This is a genomic window from Rhodococcus sp. IEGM 1408 (assembly GCF_033142235.1).
Classification (GTDB): Bacteria; Actinomycetota; Actinomycetes; order Mycobacteriales; family Mycobacteriaceae; genus Dietzia.
On record NZ_JAWLRW010000005.1, the window covers coordinates 144554 to 161670 of the forward strand.

A 17117-nucleotide genomic window follows, 5' to 3' on the forward strand; every position below is an offset into this window, starting at 1 on the left:
CGCGGGCGGAGGCGGGTCCCGGGCTGCAGCGCACGGTCAGGACGCCGTGGCGGCGGCCCGCCGGGCCCGATAGGCGGCCATCGTGCCGGCATACGAGGCCAGCAGCCCGTCGGCGGTGGAATCCCAGGAGAACCCGGAGGCGTGGACCGGGGCGGCCCGCGACATCGACAGGCGGCGCTCGTCGTCGTCGAGCAGTCCCAACAACGTCTGCGCCCACACCCGCGGATCGTGCCCGTCGACGGTGATCCCGGTGCGGCCGTCGTCGACGGCGGTGGGCAGGCCGCCCACCGCGGCGGCCACGACCGGCGTCCCGCACGCCTGGGCCTCGAGGGCGACGAGCCCGAACGACTCGGAGTACGACGGCACCGCCACAATGTCGGCGGCGCGATAGACGTCCACCAACTCCGACGGCGGGCGGGGCGCGAGGAAGTTCACACGATCGGCCACGCCCAGCTCCTCGGCCAGGTCCATGAGGGAACTCGGGCGCTCCAACCCGGACCCGCTGGGACCGCCGACCACCAGCAGGCGCACGTCGCGGTGCGGCTGGGCGCGCACGATCTCGGCCAGCGCGCGCACGATCACGTCGGGGGCCTTGAGCGGCTGGATCCGGCCGACGAACGCGATCACCTCGGAGCGTTGCGCGAGCCCCAGGGTCCGGCGGGCCCGCTCGGTGCCGCGCTGGGTGCCGGGGGTGTACTGCTCGAGGTCGGCGCCCGGGGGCACGACGTCGATGTCGGCGGGGTCGGCGTCGTAGTAGCGCACGAGCTCGTCGCGTTCACCGGTGGTGTTGACGACGAGCCGGTGCGCCGCGTCGACGATCTGCTGCTCCCCGATCCGCCGGGACTCCGGTTCCGGGGCGTCGCCGGCGGCCAGGACCGCGTTCTTAACCTCCGCCAGGGTGTGCGCGGTGTGCACGAGCGGCACGCCCCAGTGCTCGGAGGCCACCAGCCCGGCCTGCCCGGACAGCCAGTAGTGGGAGTGGATGAGGTCGTAGTGGCCGGGAGCCTGACCGGCCTCGGCGCGCATCACGCCGGCCACGAAGGGGCACAGCTGCGTGGGCAGATCCTCCTTGCGCAGCCCCTCGAACGGGCCGGCCACGATGTTGCGCACCAGCGCGCCGTCGCCGGCCTCCTCGACCGCGGGCTGCGACGAATGGGTGGCACGGGTGAAGATCTCCACCTCGACACCGCGGCGGGCCAGTCGGCGCGCGGTCTGCAGGACGTAAACGTTGAGGCCGCCCGCGTCGCCGGTACCGGGCTGGGCCAGCGGCGAGGTGTGGAAGGACAGCAGGGCGATGCGCCGCGGAAGCAGGGCCCCGGTGCCGGCCCCAGCGCCTGCCTCGGGGCCTGCACTGATACCTGAGTGGAGATCGGAAACGGTCACCAGTCCGATTGTGCCCCCGCCGACCAGACAGCGCACACCGCCGCCGGCCATTGCCGGCCGTCGCTGAAGTCCCGGCGGCTGCTAGAGCTCCGCGGCGAAGGCGTCGAGCTCGGAGAGGAAACGAGGTGTCTCCTCGAGGAACGGCGCGTGCGCGGACCCGGCGAACTCCACGTAGCGACCACCCGGGATCATCTCGGCGTTGGCCTGGCCGGCGGAGGGCAGCACCACCCCGTCGTGGGCACCGTGGATGACCAGCGCCGGGATGGTCAGGGCCCGCAGTGCGTCGTCGTTGTCCACCCGCCGGGTGAGCAGCTTCTGGCGCACCGCCGGCGGCGTGGCCAGGGAGAGCCCCAGGATCCGCTGACCGTCCGCACCCGCGCCCGAGCGCATCATGGCCCTGCCGAAGCTCGTGAATGCCGCGAGCGCGACGGCGGGCTTCTCGTCGAACGCACCGCCTGAGGTGACCTCCTTCATCGCCGGCCCGATCGCGCCGCCGGCCGAGCGGGAGAGCGAGGTCACCGCGCCGCAGAGCACGATCCCGGCGATCCGGCCCTCGCCGCGCGCGGCCAGGTAGTCCGAGACCACGACCCCGCCGTACGACCAACCCAGGAGAATGGCGCCCGCGTTCCCGCCGACCCCCGCCTCGCCGACCCCGGCCGCGTCGAGCACCGCCTCGATGTCGTCAGCCCACTGCTGCGACGAGTCGTAGCCGCCCTCCGGGACGTCGGAATGCCCGTGCCCCCGCAGGTCGATCGCCACCACGCGGAACCGTTGCGCGAGGTCGCTCAGCACCTCGCTCCCCCAGGACGAGCTCGACTGGGCCCAGCCGTGGATGAGCACGAGCGGCCGGGCGGCGGGATCGCCGAGAGCGCGGTAGGCGATGACGGTGCCGTCAGTGGAGACGGCCGAGGCGAGGGAGTTGCTGGTCGCTGAGGTCATGGCGCCCATCGTGCCAGCGGGCGGACACGGGGCACGAACCAGCGCACCAGGCGCCCTGTCTGCCCGCAACCATGCGCAGGCCGGACGAGGCCGAGCGTTCCGGAAGCGCAGGCCGGGCCCGGGCGGCTACCGTGTCCCAATGGCAGCAACCATCACCCAGACCGACGCCGACGTCGTGGTCCGCACCTTCTTTGATGCGCTCGTCTCCGGCTCCACCGACACGGCCGCGGGACTGCTGGCCGACGACATGTGGTGGGCCAACATCGGCCTACCGACGATCCGGGGCAAGCGCGCCGTGGTGAAGGCCATCGGCTCGATGAACCGCAGCATCCGGTTCGACGTGGACATGCACCACCTCGCCGTGGGCGCGCCCGCCGATCCGAGCGACCCCGGCGCGCCGACCATCGTGCTCACCGAGCGCACCGACTACCTGGGCGCCGGGCCGTTCCGCTGCGGCTTCTGGGTGTGCGGTCGCCTCGAGGTCCGCGATGGCCTGATCTGCGGCTGGCAGGACTACTTCTCCACCGCGGACATGGCCCGGGGCGCGATCCGCGGGCTCGTGGGGATGGTCACCGGTCGGGGTCGCTGACCTCGTCGTCGTCGCCCGGTCGTCGGTCGGTCATCGCCCGGTCGTCGGTCGGTCGTCGCCCGGCCATCGACCCGCGCGCTCACGACGCCTAATCTCGGAGCCATGAGCACCGATCACTCCGCCGCCCGTGAGCGCCTGGCCGCCCTTCCCGCCGACACCCGCGTCGCGGTGGTGACCGGAGCCTCCTCCGGCATCGGCGAGGCCACCGCCCGCGAGCTGGCCGCGCAGGGATTCCATGTGGTGGTCGGAGCCCGCCGGCTGGACCGGCTCGAGGCGCTGGCGCAGGAGATCGGCGGCACCGCGCTGCCCCTGGACGTGACGGACGCCGACTCGTGCGCGGCGTTCTGCGCGGCCGTTCCCCGACTGCACGTGCTGGTCAACAACGCCGGCGGCGCCAAGGGCACGACCACCGTCATGGACGCCGACGAGGACCAGTGGCGCTGGATGTGGGAGACCAACGTGCTCGGCACCCTGCGGATGGTGCGGGGGCTCATGCCTGTGCTGATCTCCACGGGCGACGGGCTGGTGGTGACCATCACCTCGGTCGCCGCGTTCGAGACCTACGACAAGGGCTCGGGTTACACCTCCGCCAAGCACGCGCAGGCCGTCCTGCACCGGACGCTGCGCGGGGAGTTCCTGGGCGAGCCCGTGCGCTTCACCGAGATCGCACCCGGGATGGTGGAGACCGAGTTCTCACTGGTGCGGTTCGACGGCGACGACGACAAGGCGAGCAGCGTCTACCAGGGACTCACCCCCATGGTGGCGCAGGATATCGCGGAGATCGTCGGATTCGCGGCGAGCCGACCGTCGCACGTCAACCTCGACCAGATCGTGGTGAAGCCGCGGGATCAGCACTCGGCCACGCGCGCGCACCGACGCTGACGGCTCGCTCAGGCGCGGCCCGGCGGAAGGCAGGCGCCGCCCGGCGGATGCAGGCACGGTCCGGCGGAAGGCAGGCGCCTCCCGGCGGACGCAGGTAGGGCTGGGCGGACAGAGGTAAGGCTTGGCAGGCAGAGGTTAGGCTTACTGACCTGGCACGATGCTGCTGGCGGCCCTACTCTGGGGACCCGGGCCCGCAAGCCCCCGGCGAACCCCGACGCCAGGTCGGGGTCTCCCCAGCGAAAGGTGCCACTTTTATGGCCAGAATCAAGAATTCGTTCACCGAGCTGCTGTCCGCGCAGGTCGGCCACGAGTTTGCCGCCAGCCAGCAGTACATCGCGATCGCCGTCTGGGCCGACGCGCAGGATCTGCCCCAGCTGGCCGCCCGCTTCTACCAGCACAGCCTGGGCGAGCGGAACCACGCCATGATGATGGTCCAGTACATGCTCGACCGCGACATCGCCGTCACCATCCCGGCGGTACCGGCCCCGCAGGCCGATTTCCGCGGCCCGATCGACGCGCTTCGCACCGCGCTCGGGCAGGAGAAGCAGGTCACGGAGCAGATCGAGGCGCTGTTCCAGGCTGCGCGCGCCGAGTCCGACCCGCTGGGCGAGCAGTTCATGCTCTGGTTCCTGCGCGAGCAGGTCGAGGAGGTCGCCAACATGAGCACGCTGGTGGCCATTGCCGAGCGCGCCGACAACGACTGGTTCCGCATCGAGGAGTACCTCGCCCGCGAGACCGCCTCCTCCTCCAACACCGGCACGCCGCCCTCGGTGGCCGGCGGCGAGGTCTGAGCTAGCCCCCACCCCGGTTGGCGGACACCCCGCCCCGTTTGGCGGACACCCCGCCGCAGTTGGCGGACAGATTTAGCGCCCGGAAGGCCTCGGTCCACGAATTCTGTCCGCCAACTCGCGGCTGGTGTCCGCCAACCCAATGGGGATCTCCGCCGACCCGGCGGGTCAGGCGCGGGTGTACTCCACGTAACTCACCCCGCTCGCGAACTCCCGGCGCATCCGCTGGACCAGCGGGAGCGGGCCCGCACCGCCGCCGCCCGCACCGCCGCTGGCAGCGCCGCCGCCCGCACCGCCGCTCGCAGCGCCGACCCCTCCCGCCCGACCGGCATCCCGCGCGACCAACGGGATGCCCGCGCCGAGGATCAGCGGGTTGACCTTGAGCCGGAACTCGTCGATCTCGTCCACCAGCGCCCCGGCCAGCGCGCCGCCGCCGCACAGCCAGATGTCGAGCGGTGAATCCTCCGCCTTGAGCTCCCGCACCAGGGCCAGCGGGTCGGCGTCGGAGGCCGACAGCCCCTCCACGACGGGTAGCCCCTCCGGCCGGTGGGTGACCACGTACTGGCGCAGATGCGGATACCCGCTGGCCAGGCCCTCGTCCACCGCGATCTGATGGGTGGCCCGGCCCATCACGACCGTGTCGAATTCGCGTGGCGGCGTCTCGGCCAGACCGAGCAGTCCGCGGAAGTGGCCGGGGATGGTCTCCGGGTAGTGCTCGATGAGCCACGCCATGTGGTCGCCCTCGGACAGGAACGAGTCGGTCCGGCCGTCGGGCCCGGCGATGAAGCCGTCAACGCTGACGGCCACGTAGTAGATGAGCTTGCGCATGGGATGTCCTCTCGTCGGTGGGTCGGGGGTCAGCCGAGGGTGATCACGTCGTCCACCCCCACCCGGTCGCAGAAGCCGTCGTCGTGACTCACCAGGAGTAGCGCTCCCCGCCACTGCGCGAGGGCGTCGGCGAGCACCTCCACTCCGTCGAGGTCGAGGTTGTTGGTGGGCTCGTCCAGGACCAGCACCTGCGGGACCGGCCGGGCGAACAACCGCGCCGCCAGCGCCGCCCGGAGGCGCTCGCCGCCGGACAGGTCCGCGAGCCTGCGGAACCCCGCGTCGCCGATGAACAGGAAGCGCGCCGCGTGGGCGTGGGCCTCCTCCGCCGGGGCGTCGGGGCGGACCGCCCGGATCGCGTCGACGACCGACCACTCCGGCTCCTCGATCCGCAGATCCTGCGGCAGCAGGGCCCAGGGCACGTGGACGGCCTCGTCGTCGTCGCCCGCGTCCGAGGCACCCCGGCCGCCCGCGCCACCGGCCACACCGTCGCCGAACAGCCGCCGCAGCAGTGTGGTCTTACCGCTGCCGTTGGGGCCGGCCAGTCGGACGCGCGCGGGCCCCGCGAGGTGGATGCGGCCGGCGACGGGGTCGACCGCGTCGAGCACGATCCGACCCGCCGGCAGCCCGGGGTCGGGCATCGGGATCCGCAGCAGGTCGTCGTGCCGCACCGCGGCGTCGGCCGCGCGCAACCGTCCCTGCGCCTGCTCGACGCCCCGCTCGTGGGTCGCCCGGTACCGGGCCGCCGACTCCTGCGCCGAGCGCTTGCGCATCCCCATGACGATCTTGGGCTCGCGCTTGGTGGCCTCCATCTTCCTCCCGTACCGCAGGCGCCGGGCCAGCACCACCTGGGCGTCGACCTTGTCCCGCTTCTCGGCGCGCAGGTCGTTGCGCGCACCCGTCAACGACTGCAGCGCCGCGGCCTGCTCGGCATCGACCACCTCGCGGTGATGCGAGTACGGGCCGCCGAACACCCTGCACCGCCCGCCCCGCAACTCCACCGTGGTCCCGACGCGCTCGAGCAGCTCGAGGTCGTGGCTCACCACCAGCGCGAGCCGGTCCCCGCCGGCGGTGAACCGGTCGAGGGCGTCGAACAGCCGCAGCCGGGCGCGGGAGTCGAGGTTGTTGGTCGGCTCGTCGAGCAGCAGGACCCGCCGCTGCCCGAGGAGCCGACCCGCCAGCGCCGCCAGGGTGCGTTCCCCGCCGGACAGCGCGCCCACGGGTCGGCCCAGGTCGGTGGGCAGCCCCAGCCCGTCGAGCAGCGCGACGGTCCGCTCGGCCACCGCCCAGTCGTCCCCGATGCGGGCGAAGTCGTCGTCGCCGCCCTCCCCCGCCTCGATCCGCTCGAGCGCCGCCAGCCGCCCGCCCACACCGAGTTCGTCGGCGAGGGTGCGGCCGGCCGGGGCGTCGGCGAGCAACTGCGGCAGGTAGGCCACCGCGGGCGGCCGGGCCGGTTCGCCGCCGACGGTGATCGAACCGCCGGAGGGCCGGAGCTCGGCGGCGGCGAGGCGCAGGAGGGTGCTCTTACCGGCGCCGTTGCGCCCGATCAGCGCGGTGAGGCCGGGGCCCACGGTGAGATTGAGTTCGGTGAACAGTGGGGTGTGGTCGGGGAACGCGTACGCGACGTCCGACAGGACGAGGGAGGACATGCATGCTCCAGGGAGGTGGCGGATGGGCCGGGTCTCACCTGTTGTCGAGCATTGTCCTGACGTCTCCTCGTCTCAGGGTCTCGGCTAATGCCCCTCGCCACCGGGATCTCTCCGCGGTCGCGCCGTGCGTCTGCCAACTTCCTCCGGTGCACGCTACTCCGTGCGCCAGCGGGGCGGCAAGGGTCGCCAGTGGGATTTTTGTCGTAGCTACTGCGGTGATCGGCGAGATTTTTCGCAGTGGCTACGACAAGATCCCGCGGCGGTGCGGCGGTGCGGCGGGGGTCGCCAGAGAGCGCTTTGTCGTAGCTACTGCGGTAATCGGGGAGATTTTCCGCCGTAGCTACGACAAAGTTTTCGTGTGGTGCGGTGAGGAGCGGCGCGGGGTATGGCGGCAGGGTGCGGCGGCAGGGTGCGGCGGCAGGGACGACGACGACGAGCTACATGAAGGCGCTGGGGGGCAGGCCCTCGCGGCTGCTCATCGGCAGCTCCTTGTCCAGCTTCTCCATGAAGAAGTGCGACTGCACCGCGGTCCAGATGTTGTTGGTGAGCCAGTACAGGCCGATCGCGATGGGGAAGTTGAAGAAGTACGCGCCCACGATCGGGAAGAACGGGAACAGGTACATCATGATCTTCATCGACTGGTTCATCGACTCGGTCATGGACTCGGCGATCGACTGGAAATCCTGCGGCTTCGCGGCCGCACCCGCCGCACCCGCCGCGCCCGCGGTGCCTGCTGGGCCGACCGTGGCCGTCCCCGGGGTGCGGGCCGCGTCGTCGTCGTCCGTCGCGGAGGCGGAAGCGGGGTTCGCGGGCTCGCCGTCGATCTCCACGACCTCGCCGTCGACGACCGGGCCGCCCGCGCGCTCATCGGCGTCCACCTGGGCGAGCGCCTCCTGCTCGGCCTTCTTGGCCGCGGCCTGGCGGCGGAAGGAGTTCCACATGTTGATGAACGTGGCGATGCCCGCCAGCACGAACAGCGGCACGGCCAGCACCAGGATGTCCTCGCGCACGAGCCCCGGGTGCAGCGAGTCCATGACCTCCTGCGGCATCCGGATGTACGAGGCCAGCGGCACCCCGAAGATCTCGGCGTTGAGGAAGGAGGCGACCTGCTCGGGCTGGAACGCCCCGTTGGTCATCTGCGAGGCCTCCTCGATCGACTTGCCGGGAGGCGAGAAGTTGAGCAGCACGTGGTACAGACCGATGAACACCGGGATCTGCACGAGCAGCGGCAGGCAGCCGGCGGCCGGGTTGACCCCGGCGTCGGCGTACAGGGCCTGCATCTCCTTGGCCTGCTCCTGGCGGTCCTCGGGAGACTTTCGGTCCTTGTACTTGTTCTGCAGCTCCTTCATCTTGGGAGCGATCTGCGCCATCTTGCGCATGGAGAACTGCTGCCGGTACATCGACCGCATGAGCAGCAGCCGCACGGTCACCACCAGCAACAGCACCGAACCCACCCAGGCGATCCCGGAGTCGGCGTCCACGAGGAAGCTCAGCACGAAGTGCCAGAACTTCATGACGAGCGACACCGGATAGGCGAACAGGTCCACGGGCGAATCTCCAGGATTGACGGCGGCGCCAGCCGGGCGCGCGGGGCGGGACAAGACTAGAAGGCCATCGCCCAGCGTGCCAGGGTCAGCGGAAAAGGCGGTCCCCGGGGGTCGGGCGGCCCGTCAGGCGGCCCTGCTCGGCCGGCCCCGCTCAGATGCTGCAGCCCACCCACACCGGTTCGGGGTGCAGTTCGACGCCGAACGCCTGCCGGACGCCGTCGCGGACCTCGCGTGCGAGGGCGATCACGTCGTCGGCGGTGGCCGAGCCCCTGTTGGTCAGCGCCAGCGTGTGTTTGGTGGACAGACGGGCGGGCGACGACGACGAGGGGTGCCCCTTGCTGAAACCGGCCCGCTCGATCAGCCACCCCGCGGAGAGTTTGACCCCGCCGGCCGCAGCAGGGAACGCCGGCATCTGCTCGGCCTGCTCGACCCCCAACCGGTCCGCGACCCGGGACCGCACCGTGGGGAGATCCCCCTCGCGCACCACGGGGTTGGTGAAGAAGGACCCGGCGCTCCAGGTGTCCTCGTCGTCGTCGTCCAGGACCATCCCCTTGCCGCGGCGCAGCTCCAGCACGGTTCGCCGCACGACGGCGGGGTCGGTCCGCTCCCCCGGCGTGACGCCCAGCCGGCCGGCCAGTTCGGCGTAGCGGATCGGCTCGCTGCGGCCGGCGGCGTCGAGCCGGAACTCCACCTCCAGGACCACCGCGCGATCGGCGTTCTTGAGCACCGAGGTGCGGTAGGCCAGCCCGAGCGCGCCGGGTGAGACCCACTCGTCGGTGCCGGTGGCGCGGTCGAACCAGCGAACGCGGTGCAGCACCTGCGCCACCTCGACGCCGTAGGCGCCCACGTTCTGGACCGGGGTCGCGCCCACCGAGCCCGGGATGCCGGACAGGCACTCGAGCCCGCCATACCCTCGCGCGACGGTGTCGGCCACGAGCTCGTCCCAGGTCAGGCCGGCGCCCGCGCGGACGACGATCCCGCCGGGCCCGGTGTCCCCGTCGCCAGCCTCCGCGCCGCCAGCCTCCGCGCCGCCCGCCTCTACCGTGCGGTAGTCGATCTCCCGGTTGCGCACGGCCACCACCACCAGGTCCAGATCGCCGCCGGCCACCACGAGGTTCGACCCGCCGCCCAGGACCAGCACCGGCACCCCGGCCGCGTCGAGCGCCCCGACCGCCGCCGTGACCGCCTCCGCCGCCCGACACTCCACCAGCGCGCGCGGCCGGCCGCCGATGCGCAGCGTGGTGAGGTCGGCCAGTCGGGTGTGGGGGACGACGACGAGGTCGGCGACGTCCGCCAGAGCGCGGATCACGTCGTCGGCGGGACTGTCAGAGGACGGGGAGAGCACACGCCAGAGGGTAGTCGCCCCCTTGTATCGTTTCCCCCATGGCGACCCGCTTCTCCCACTCAGCCCGCATCGACGCCCGGCTCGAGACCGTGTTCACCTCCTACGCCGACGAGGCCTACTGGCGCGACCGCATGATCACCGTCGGCACCCCCGAGGACACGCTGGACGACTTCGCGTCCACCGGCGACGCCGTCTCCGTGACCATCACCCAGCACATCCCGGACGAGGACATCCCGGACCTGGCCCGCAAGGTCCTCCCCGGGCGGCTGGTCATCGTGCGGACCAGCACCTTCACCGGCTTCGACGGCGAGCGTTTCACCGGTTCCGCCCATGCGGAGGCCGCCGGCGGGATCGGCTTGATCGACGGCAACGCGGAGGTGGTCGACGCGGGTGGCGTGGCCCAGGAGTCGGTCTCCGGGCAGGTCAACGTGTCGATCCCGCTGCTGGGCGGCAAGCTCGAGAAGCTGGTCGTCTCCCACCTGAACCGGCTCTTCGAGGCCGAGTACCGGCACCTCAACCGCTGGACCGCCGCGCGCTGACCTGGGGTTCTGCCCGGGGTTCTGCGATCAGCGCCGGGATCGGCGACAATCGGACCAATGCAGCCGCCGCAGGACACCCAGCGACTTCCCGCCTACGACCGCTCCGGCGTCCAGGACGCCCAGACCCAGCAGTTCGCCGCCGCGCAAAGCGGCTCCCGGCAACAGGGCGCCGACGAGCCGAGGAGCGCGGAACCGGGGACCGGGAATACCGGACCCGCGCGCTCAGGGCGTCGACGCGGCCCGATGATCGCGCTGGTCGCGGGCTTCGCGGCGGTCGCCCTGGTGGTGGGCCTGGTGGGCCTGGAGTTCGGCACGCGTAACGCGGTCACCAACCGGATCCAGGACGAGATCACGGCCTCGCTCGGGACCCCGGCGCAGGTGGAGTTGGGCGCCCGGCCGGTGCTCCTGTCCTACTTCGGTGGGGATCTGGGCACCGTCCGCATCACCACCGACGGCACCGCCACCGAGGGCGCCGCCGGCCCCGCGCCGGCGATCGACGTCACCGCCGAGGGCGTGCGCTCGGAGGGCGACCTCACCTACGTGGACTCGCTCAGCGGCACCGCCTTCGTCTCCGAGCAGGCCATGGCCACCGCCGCGCAGCAGGAGTCCACCGGCGACAGCATGCTCGGCGGCCTGATCCAGGTGCAGGGCATCGTCGCCGACCCGGCCGCAGGCACGCTGCGCGTCTCGATCAGCGGGCTGGCCGAAGCCGTGGTGACGCCGCGGCTCACCGGCGGCAACCTGGAGATGGAGCCCTCGCAGGCCTCGATCTTCGGCTTCCGGCTGCCCACCGAACTGCTCGGCGGCACCATCTCGATGATGGACTCAGCGCTCGCCGAACTCCCGGATGGCGTCCAGCTGACCGGGGTGCGAGTTGTCCCGGGAGGCATGACCGTCGATCTCAGCGGGCAGAACGTCGTTCTGGAGGCGGCGGCCCGCTAGCCGCCGGGTGCTGCCCGCAGAGCTGCGCGGCACACTGAGACCATGCGCCTGTTGATCCTCGCCGACACCCACGTGCCCACGCGTGCACGCGATCTCCCATCCGAGGTCTGGGACCAGGTCAACCGGGCGGACGTGGTGATCCACGCGGGCGACTGGATGGACCCCCGGCTGCTCGACGCCCTCCACGACGCCACGGCGCAGCGGTCAGCGCTCCTGCTCGCGTGCTGGGGCAACAACGACGGTCCAGAGCTGCGCGCGCGGCTGCCCGAGGTGGCGCGCGCGACGCTGGACGGTGTGCGACTGGCGGTGGTGCACGAGACCGGGGCATCGGCAGGTCGGGACAAGCGGATGGCGGCGGCCTACCCGGACACCGACGTCCTGGTGTTCGGCCACTCGCACATCCCGTGGGACACCGCGGCGCCCGGCGGCCTGCGGCTGCTCAACCCGGGCTCCCCGACCGATCGCCGTCGGCAGCCGCACTGCACGTACATGACCGCGACCATCGCGGAGAGTGCGGTGCATGAGGTCGAACTGCACCGGCTCTGAGGATCGTCGGGGCATCCTCCCGGACGGCGGGCGCCGGATTCTGCCACCCTGGGGCATATGACTACTGAAACCACCATGCGTGCCGTGAGCCAGCAGACCCTGGGCGGACCGGAGGTCCTCGTCGTCGTCGACCAACCCCGCCCCGAACCCCGCACCAACGAGATCCTGGTGCGGGTCAGGGCCGCCAGCGTCAACCCGACCGACTGGAAGCACCGCGAGACCGGCGGGTTCGTGGGCAAGCCCCCGTTCGTGTTGGGCTGGGACCTGTCCGGCGTCGTGGAATCGGTCGGCATCGGCGTGGCCCGCTTCGCCCCCGGCGACGAGGTCTTCGGCATGCTCTCGTACCCGTTCGGGCACGGCGCCCACGCCGACTACGTGTCCGCGCCCGCGGCCTGGTTCGCGCCCAAGCCCGCCTCGCTCGACCACGTGCAGGCGGCCGCCCTGCCGTTGGTGTCGCTGACGGCGTGGCAGGCGCTCGCGGAGAACGCGGACATCCAGCCCGGCCAGCGGGTGCTCATCCACGCCGCGGCCGGCGGCGTGGGCCACGTGGCCGTGCAGATCGCCAAGGCCCGCGGGGCGTATGTGATCGGCACCGCCAGCGCCGGCAAGCACGATTTCCTGCGGGAACTCGGCGTCGACGAGCCGATCGACTACCGCGAGGTGGACTTTGCCGAGGCGGTGCGCGACGTCGACGTCGTGCTCGACACCATCGGGGGCGACTACTCGACCCGCTCCCTGCGCACCCTCCGGCCCGGCGGGATCGTGGTGTCGATCCTGCCGGTCGGGTCCAGCGACTTCTTCCGTGAGGCCGACGAGCTGGGCGTCCGCGCGCTGCGCATGCTGGTGGACTCCTCGCGCCACGATCTGGTGGCCATCACCGACCTGGTGGAGCAGGGCGCTCTGCGCGCCACCATCGCCGACGTCTTCCCGCTCGAGCAGGCCGCAGAGGCGCACCGGCGGGGCGAGACCGGCCGCACCAGCGGCAAGATGGTGCTGACCACGGGCTGAAACGCGCCCGAGAGCCCGACGCCGGGGCATCCCGGCGGCGGGCTGGCCGGACGGCGCGGTCCAGCGGGCTGGCGGGCCAGGGGGCTCGCGGTCCAGCGGGCGCTGCTACTCCGGGAAGCCGTCCAGCACGGCGCGGCTTCCGCTCAGTCCCAGCCGGGTGGCGCCGGCGGCGATCATCGCCCGAGCGGTGTCGGCGTCGCGGATACCGCCGGAGGCCTTGATCCCGAGCTGTCCGCCCACAGCCCGGTGCATGGCGGCAACTGCTCGCACACTCGCACCGCCGGCGGGGTGGAAGCCGGTGGAGGTCTTGACGAAGTCCGCACCCGCCCGGGCGACGGCGTGGCACAGCGCCTCGATCCGCTCGTCCCCCGCCTGCTCTCCCAGCGCCTTGTGAATGGCCGCGGTCTCGAGGATCACCTTGATCCTGATGGGCGGCGGCACCGCATCGCGCATGGTCAGGACGTCGGCCATCACCTCGTCCACCAGTCCGGCGATGGCCGCGCCCACGTCGATCACCATGTCCACCTCGACGGCACCCTGGTCCACCGCCAGCCGGCCCTCCATGGCCTTGACCAGAGCATGGTGTTTGCCGGAGGGGAAGCCGGCCACCGTGGCCACGGTCAACCCTTCGGCACGCACCGGCAGCATGGCCGGACTCACGCATACCGCCTTGACCCTGAGCTCGAGGGCCTCCGCCACGCAGGCCTGCACGTCCTCGCGGGAGGCGTCCGGGGACAGCAGGGTGTGGTCGATCATCGCGGCGACCCGGGCTCGGGTCAGGGTGTCCCCCGCGGTGCTCTGTGCGGAGTTGTGCGGGGCGGTCGGCGAAGTGGCGTCCATGCGGAGCAGCCTAGCGGGGCCCGACGACATCCCTGCTGGCAGAATGACCGCTTATGTCACGCCGCTTCGTCCTCACGCTGGGTTGCCCCGACCGCATCGGCATCGTCGCCCGCATCGCCACGTTCCTCGCCGAACTCGGCGGAACGATCACGGAGGCCGCCTACCACGCGGATGAGGACTCGCACTGGTTCTTCACGCGTCAGTCCGTGAAAGCCGAGTCGATCGGGATGGAGCTCGCCGAGCTGCGCCGACGCTTCGAGCGCGTGGCAACCGAGCTGGGCCCGGAGACGGACTGGCACATCTCCGACTCCGACGAACCCAAGGACGTGGTGGTCCTGGTCTCCAAGGAGGGCCACTGCCTGCACGATCTGATGGGCCGGGTCGACAGCGGCGACTACCCCGCGCGCATCCGCGCAGTGATCGGCAACCACGAGAACCTGCGGGGCATGACCGAGGCGCACGGCGTCCCCTTCCACCACATCCCGTTCCCGACGGACCCGGCCGAGCGCGGCCCGGCCTTCGACGAGGTTGCCACTCTGGTCGACGACATCGACCCGCGCGCGATCGTCCTGGCCCGCTTCATGCAGGTCCTGCCCGCCGAGCTGTGCACCCGATGGTCCGGTCGCGCGATCAACATCCACCACAGCTTCCTGCCCAGCTTCGTGGGGGCCCGCCCCTACCACCAGGCCCACGCCCGTGGGGTCAAGCTGATTGGTGCGACCTGCCACTACGTCACCTCGGATCTCGACGAGGGGCCGATCATCGAGCAGGACGTCATCCGGGTGGATCACGCCGCGACGGTCAAGGACATGGTCCGGCAGGGCCGCGACGCGGAGAAGTTGGTCCTGGCCCGCGGCCTGCGCTGGCACCTCGAGGACAGGGTGCTTGTCCACGGCGGCCGCACCGTCGTGTTCACCTGAGCCAGCGTCAAGGTGGGCGGCGCGGGTCGCGGGCGCGGGGGTCCGGCCCGGGCAGCGCCCGCTCCGGGCCGTCTCAGTTCCGGCGGTGGCCGTGCCGATCGGCGAGCAGCGTCTCCGCGGCGGCCAGGAAGATCACCCGGGCGGCAGCGCCTGCCCGGGGCAGTATCGAGCCGATGCGCTTCTCGATGGCAGGCTGATTCATCCCGGCGCCCCGCATCGTCTGCACCAGCACCTCCATCGACTCGGCCGCCATTTGCTGCCCCTCCATGAAGAGTCGGCCCATCGTGTCGACCCCCTTCTCGTCCACACCGATGAGGATCAGCTCTCGGAAGAGCTCGTCCATGTAGGCGTCGGAGAAGAAATGGCCAACCGCATCCGGTTTGCGCACCAGTCCGAGGGCCTCCCCCATCTCGAGCAGGTCCTCGGGGAGATCGAAGCCGGCGACCGCTCGGGCCTCCGTGCGGGTGAGGCGCCTACGGGACACAGATGGTCTGCGCTCGGCCCGCACGCTGTCGACCGCGAGCAGCTCGGCCAGCGTGAACCCGTGTTGCTGGGCTACGAGCAGTTCTTCGATCGTGGCGAAGGTGTATCCCCGGTTGAGCAGGCGCAGGATCAGGCTCAGGCGATCTAGGTGGTCGGGACCGTAGAGTGCGGTCCGACCCTGACGGATGGGCGGCGGGAGCAGTCCCCGCTCCTGGTAGACGCGGATATTGCGCACGGTGGCGCCGGAGGCCTCGGCCAGCTCCTCGATGCGCTGTAGCGGCCCGGGCCTCCTGGAGCTCACCTGCGTCTGCCCCCGACTGCTGGCCTGACGTCCGCGAAGAAGACGCCGACGGCGACCATCCCGATGATGCTGATGAAGCCGAACGGCAGGAACCAGAAGGAGAGGGCGGCCACCGAGCAGATACCGATCCAGGCCGGCTTGGGCCACTTGCCCTCGATCGCGTACGCCGAGGCGGGCGGGAGCACGGCGAACACAACACCGACCAGCGCCCACACGACCAGAGCCGCGCGGACTGCCATCAGGACAATGCCCCATACCCCGGGGAGTGCGTCTATCACAGTGGCCAGTGTAGTCCAGGGGTCCGACATACCTGTCACCTATGTTCACGGTGTGGAGTTTGTCCGGCCTCGTCGTCCCATCCGCTCCGGCGACAACAGAACCGCCCCCGGCACACTCGGTGAGAGCGGGCCGGGGGCGGCGTCGGGGGTCAGCGGGGTCAGCCGCGACTACTCACTTGTCGTCGGACGCGGCCGTCTTGGCGGCCGTGTTCGGCGTCGCCTTGGCGGCCGTGTTCGGCGTCGGGTTGCCCGACTGGGTCGACGCGGGCTTGGCAGCCGTGGTCGACGCGGGCTTGGCAGCCGAGGTCGAGGCCGGCTTGGCGGCCTGGGTCGAGGCGGGCTTGGCGGCCGAGCTCGGCTTGGCGGCGGCCTTCTGGGCCGGAGCCTTCTTCGCGGGCGCCTTCTTGGCCGGATCCTTCTTGGCCGGGGCCTTCTTGGCGGAGGCCGTGCGGGCTTCGACCTTGCCGGCGCCACTCTGGACCTCGTCCGCAACGGCGAACGCAGCCTCGTCGACCTTGTCCGCGGCGGAGCCGGCGGCCTTGTCGACCTTTTCAGCGGCCGTGTCCGCAACGTCGCCAGCCTCCTCGGCGGCCCGGCGAGCCGCCTTGGAGACGCGGCCGGCAGCCTTCACACCGATCGAGCGGGTCTGGCGAGCCACTGTCCCGAGGGCCTCCTCGCTGAACTCCACCTGCTCCTCCACGGCGCCGGCGGCGCGGGAGACCTGCTCGTTGACGAGCGCCAGGCCGGCCTCGAGCTGCGGGTTCTCCTCGCGCAGGCGGGACACGACGTCCTCGCCACGGGCGGCCAGACCGTCGTAGATCCCGGCAGCGACCTGGACGTACGCGTCGGCGACCTTACGCAGCTCTTCCGGGCGGAAGCGGCTGACGAGCTCCTCGACCTCGGCCGGCAGCGCCTGGACGCGGTCGGGGACCTCGTTGACGCGGTTCTGCACGTCGGCGACGCGTCCGGTCACGCGGTTCTGGACCTCGGTGACGCGCTCGGTCACCTTGGCCTGGGCGTCGGTGACGGCGTCCTCCGCGCGACGGCGCAGGTCGGAGACCAGTCCGGAGACCGCCTGGACCGCGAGGTCGTTGATGCCCACGTAGGCGTACACCGGGGTACGCACGGCGGAGAACGCCTGGCCGAGCGGGCCGCCCGCGGCGTTGTTCTGGTCAGCGGCCTGCGACTCGAACTGCGCCGCGGCGGCCTCTTCGGGGGTCTTCTTGGCGGTGGCCTTGCTGTCTGTGGTCTTCTTCTGGCTCATGTGGACTCCTTGGGTGATTTCCTGCGGATGTTCTCGGGTGCACTTCTCA

The 17117-nt window shown here is 71.7% G+C and carries 18 protein-coding genes; 8 read left to right on the top strand and 10 right to left on the bottom strand.

The genetic code is table 11. From position 1 onward, the window contains the following. Nucleotides 1–36 precede the first annotated feature (36 nt). A complete protein-coding gene (mshA, locus tag R4P08_RS09955) occupies nucleotides 37–1383 on the bottom strand; it encodes a D-inositol-3-phosphate glycosyltransferase (RefSeq protein ID WP_411741189.1) in 1347 nt (448 codons plus the stop codon). A gap of 81 nt (nucleotides 1384–1464) precedes the next feature. Further along, nucleotides 1465–2322: an alpha/beta hydrolase gene (locus tag R4P08_RS09960; RefSeq protein WP_317813656.1), complete on the bottom strand. Its 858-nt coding sequence runs from the start codon at nucleotides 2320–2322 to the stop codon at nucleotides 1465–1467. 139 nt (nucleotides 2323–2461) lie between these two features. Here R4P08_RS09960 and R4P08_RS09965 point away from each other — a divergent pair, with 139 nt between their 5' ends. The 3 genes from R4P08_RS09965 (at nucleotide 2462) to R4P08_RS09975 (ending at nucleotide 4584) form a co-directional block, all read left to right on the top strand. After that, entirely contained in the window at nucleotides 2462–2911 is a 450-nt protein-coding gene (locus tag R4P08_RS09965; RefSeq protein ID WP_317813657.1) for a limonene-1,2-epoxide hydrolase family protein, read from the top strand. A 102-nt stretch (nucleotides 2912–3013) separates the two neighbouring features. Beyond that, the gene (locus tag R4P08_RS09970) at nucleotides 3014–3793 is read left to right on the top strand and encodes an SDR family oxidoreductase (RefSeq protein WP_317813658.1); all 780 of its coding nucleotides are present in this window, start codon (nucleotides 3014–3016) and stop codon (nucleotides 3791–3793) included. A 254-nt stretch (nucleotides 3794–4047) separates the two neighbouring features. Beyond that, complete coding sequence (locus R4P08_RS09975; RefSeq protein WP_317813659.1) at nucleotides 4048–4584, top strand: ferritin; 537 nt, start codon at nucleotides 4048–4050, stop codon at nucleotides 4582–4584. A 165-nt stretch (nucleotides 4585–4749) separates the two neighbouring features. On the opposite strand, the gene R4P08_RS09980 is transcribed toward R4P08_RS09975, so the two are convergent. From R4P08_RS09980 to R4P08_RS09995, 4 genes are all read right to left on the bottom strand, one after another. Then, nucleotides 4750–5409, bottom strand: coding sequence for a dihydrofolate reductase family protein (locus R4P08_RS09980; RefSeq protein WP_317813660.1), 660 nt, complete (start codon nucleotides 5407–5409; stop codon nucleotides 4750–4752). A 29-nt stretch (nucleotides 5410–5438) separates the two neighbouring features. After that, nucleotides 5439–7055 carry an ATP-binding cassette domain-containing protein gene (locus R4P08_RS09985; protein ID WP_317813661.1) on the bottom strand — a complete coding sequence of 539 codons (1617 nt, stop codon included), beginning with the start codon at nucleotides 7053–7055 and terminating at the stop codon, nucleotides 5439–5441. A gap of 437 nt (nucleotides 7056–7492) precedes the next feature. Further along, nucleotides 7493–8602, bottom strand: a complete 1110-nt coding sequence (gene yidC, locus R4P08_RS09990; RefSeq protein WP_317813662.1) for a membrane protein insertase YidC — start codon at nucleotides 8600–8602, stop codon at nucleotides 7493–7495. Between the two features lie 151 nt (nucleotides 8603–8753). Continuing rightward, on the bottom strand, nucleotides 8754–9947 hold the full coding sequence (locus R4P08_RS09995; protein WP_411741190.1) for a UDP-N-acetylmuramate dehydrogenase: 1194 nt from the start codon (nucleotides 9945–9947) through the stop codon (nucleotides 8754–8756). Between the two features lie 38 nt (nucleotides 9948–9985). On the opposite strand from R4P08_RS09995, the gene R4P08_RS10000 reads away from it, so the two are divergent. From R4P08_RS10000 to R4P08_RS10015, 4 genes are read left to right on the top strand one after another with little or no spacing between them, the layout of a single operon-like run. Beyond that, the gene (locus tag R4P08_RS10000; RefSeq protein ID WP_317813663.1) at nucleotides 9986–10486 is read left to right on the top strand and encodes a DUF2505 domain-containing protein; all 501 of its coding nucleotides are present in this window, start codon (nucleotides 9986–9988) and stop codon (nucleotides 10484–10486) included. A 57-nt stretch (nucleotides 10487–10543) separates the two neighbouring features. Then, nucleotides 10544–11428, top strand: coding sequence for a DUF2993 domain-containing protein (locus R4P08_RS10005; RefSeq protein WP_317813664.1), 885 nt, complete (start codon nucleotides 10544–10546; stop codon nucleotides 11426–11428). A 42-nt stretch (nucleotides 11429–11470) separates the two neighbouring features. After that, nucleotides 11471–11974, top strand: coding sequence for a metallophosphoesterase (locus R4P08_RS10010; protein ID WP_317813665.1), 504 nt, complete (start codon nucleotides 11471–11473; stop codon nucleotides 11972–11974). 57 nt (nucleotides 11975–12031) lie between these two features. Continuing rightward, entirely contained in the window at nucleotides 12032–12982 is a 951-nt protein-coding gene (locus R4P08_RS10015; protein WP_317813666.1) for an NADP-dependent oxidoreductase, read from the top strand. A 105-nt stretch (nucleotides 12983–13087) separates the two neighbouring features. On the opposite strand, the gene deoC is transcribed toward R4P08_RS10015, so the two are convergent. After that, on the bottom strand, nucleotides 13088–13822 hold the full coding sequence (gene deoC / locus R4P08_RS10020; RefSeq protein WP_317813667.1) for a deoxyribose-phosphate aldolase: 735 nt from the start codon (nucleotides 13820–13822) through the stop codon (nucleotides 13088–13090). A gap of 53 nt (nucleotides 13823–13875) precedes the next feature. Here deoC and purU point away from each other — a divergent pair, with 53 nt between their 5' ends. Further along, nucleotides 13876–14742 carry a formyltetrahydrofolate deformylase gene (gene purU, locus R4P08_RS10025; RefSeq protein ID WP_317813668.1) on the top strand — a complete coding sequence of 289 codons (867 nt, stop codon included), beginning with the start codon at nucleotides 13876–13878 and terminating at the stop codon, nucleotides 14740–14742. Nucleotides 14743–14815: 73 nt separating this feature from the next. On the opposite strand, the gene R4P08_RS10030 is transcribed toward purU, so the two are convergent. The 3 genes from R4P08_RS10030 to R4P08_RS10040 all read right to left on the bottom strand — a co-directional run bounded on the left by R4P08_RS10030 (nucleotide 14816) and on the right by R4P08_RS10040 (nucleotide 17068). Continuing rightward, nucleotides 14816–15526 (bottom strand): MerR family transcriptional regulator, encoded by a 711-nt coding sequence (locus tag R4P08_RS10030; protein ID WP_317813669.1) that lies wholly within the window; start codon nucleotides 15524–15526, stop codon nucleotides 14816–14818. Beyond that, a complete protein-coding gene (locus R4P08_RS10035) occupies nucleotides 15523–15804 on the bottom strand; it encodes a DUF2516 family protein (RefSeq protein WP_317813670.1) in 282 nt (93 codons plus the stop codon). The genes R4P08_RS10030 and R4P08_RS10035 overlap by 4 nt, the downstream gene beginning before the upstream one ends. Nucleotides 15805–15976: 172 nt before the next feature. Continuing rightward, complete coding sequence (locus R4P08_RS10040; RefSeq protein WP_317813671.1) at nucleotides 15977–17068, bottom strand: hypothetical protein; 1092 nt, start codon at nucleotides 17066–17068, stop codon at nucleotides 15977–15979. Between the last annotated feature and the right edge of the window lie 49 nt (nucleotides 17069–17117).

Coding starts and splice junctions, on each gene's coding strand:
- R4P08_RS09960 (WP_317813656.1), bottom strand. CDS start 2,322: ATGACCTCAGCGACCAGCAACTCCCTCGCCTCGGCCGTCTCCACTGAC.
- R4P08_RS09965 (WP_317813657.1), top strand. CDS start 2,462: ATGGCAGCAACCATCACCCAGACCGACGCCGACGTCGTGGTCCGCACC.
- R4P08_RS09970 (WP_317813658.1), top strand. CDS start 3,014: ATGAGCACCGATCACTCCGCCGCCCGTGAGCGCCTGGCCGCCCTTCCC.
- R4P08_RS09975 (WP_317813659.1), top strand. CDS start 4,048: ATGGCCAGAATCAAGAATTCGTTCACCGAGCTGCTGTCCGCGCAGGTC.
- R4P08_RS09980 (WP_317813660.1), bottom strand. CDS start 5,409: ATGCGCAAGCTCATCTACTACGTGGCCGTCAGCGTTGACGGCTTCATC.
- R4P08_RS09985 (WP_317813661.1), bottom strand. CDS start 7,055: ATGTCCTCCCTCGTCCTGTCGGACGTCGCGTACGCGTTCCCCGACCAC.
- R4P08_RS10000 (WP_317813663.1), top strand. CDS start 9,986: ATGGCGACCCGCTTCTCCCACTCAGCCCGCATCGACGCCCGGCTCGAG.
- R4P08_RS10005 (WP_317813664.1), top strand. CDS start 10,544: ATGCAGCCGCCGCAGGACACCCAGCGACTTCCCGCCTACGACCGCTCC.
- R4P08_RS10010 (WP_317813665.1), top strand. CDS start 11,471: ATGCGCCTGTTGATCCTCGCCGACACCCACGTGCCCACGCGTGCACGC.
- R4P08_RS10015 (WP_317813666.1), top strand. CDS start 12,032: ATGACTACTGAAACCACCATGCGTGCCGTGAGCCAGCAGACCCTGGGC.
- deoC (WP_317813667.1), bottom strand. CDS start 13,822: ATGGACGCCACTTCGCCGACCGCCCCGCACAACTCCGCACAGAGCACC.
- purU (WP_317813668.1), top strand. CDS start 13,876: ATGTCACGCCGCTTCGTCCTCACGCTGGGTTGCCCCGACCGCATCGGC.
- R4P08_RS10040 (WP_317813671.1), bottom strand. CDS start 17,068: ATGAGCCAGAAGAAGACCACAGACAGCAAGGCCACCGCCAAGAAGACC.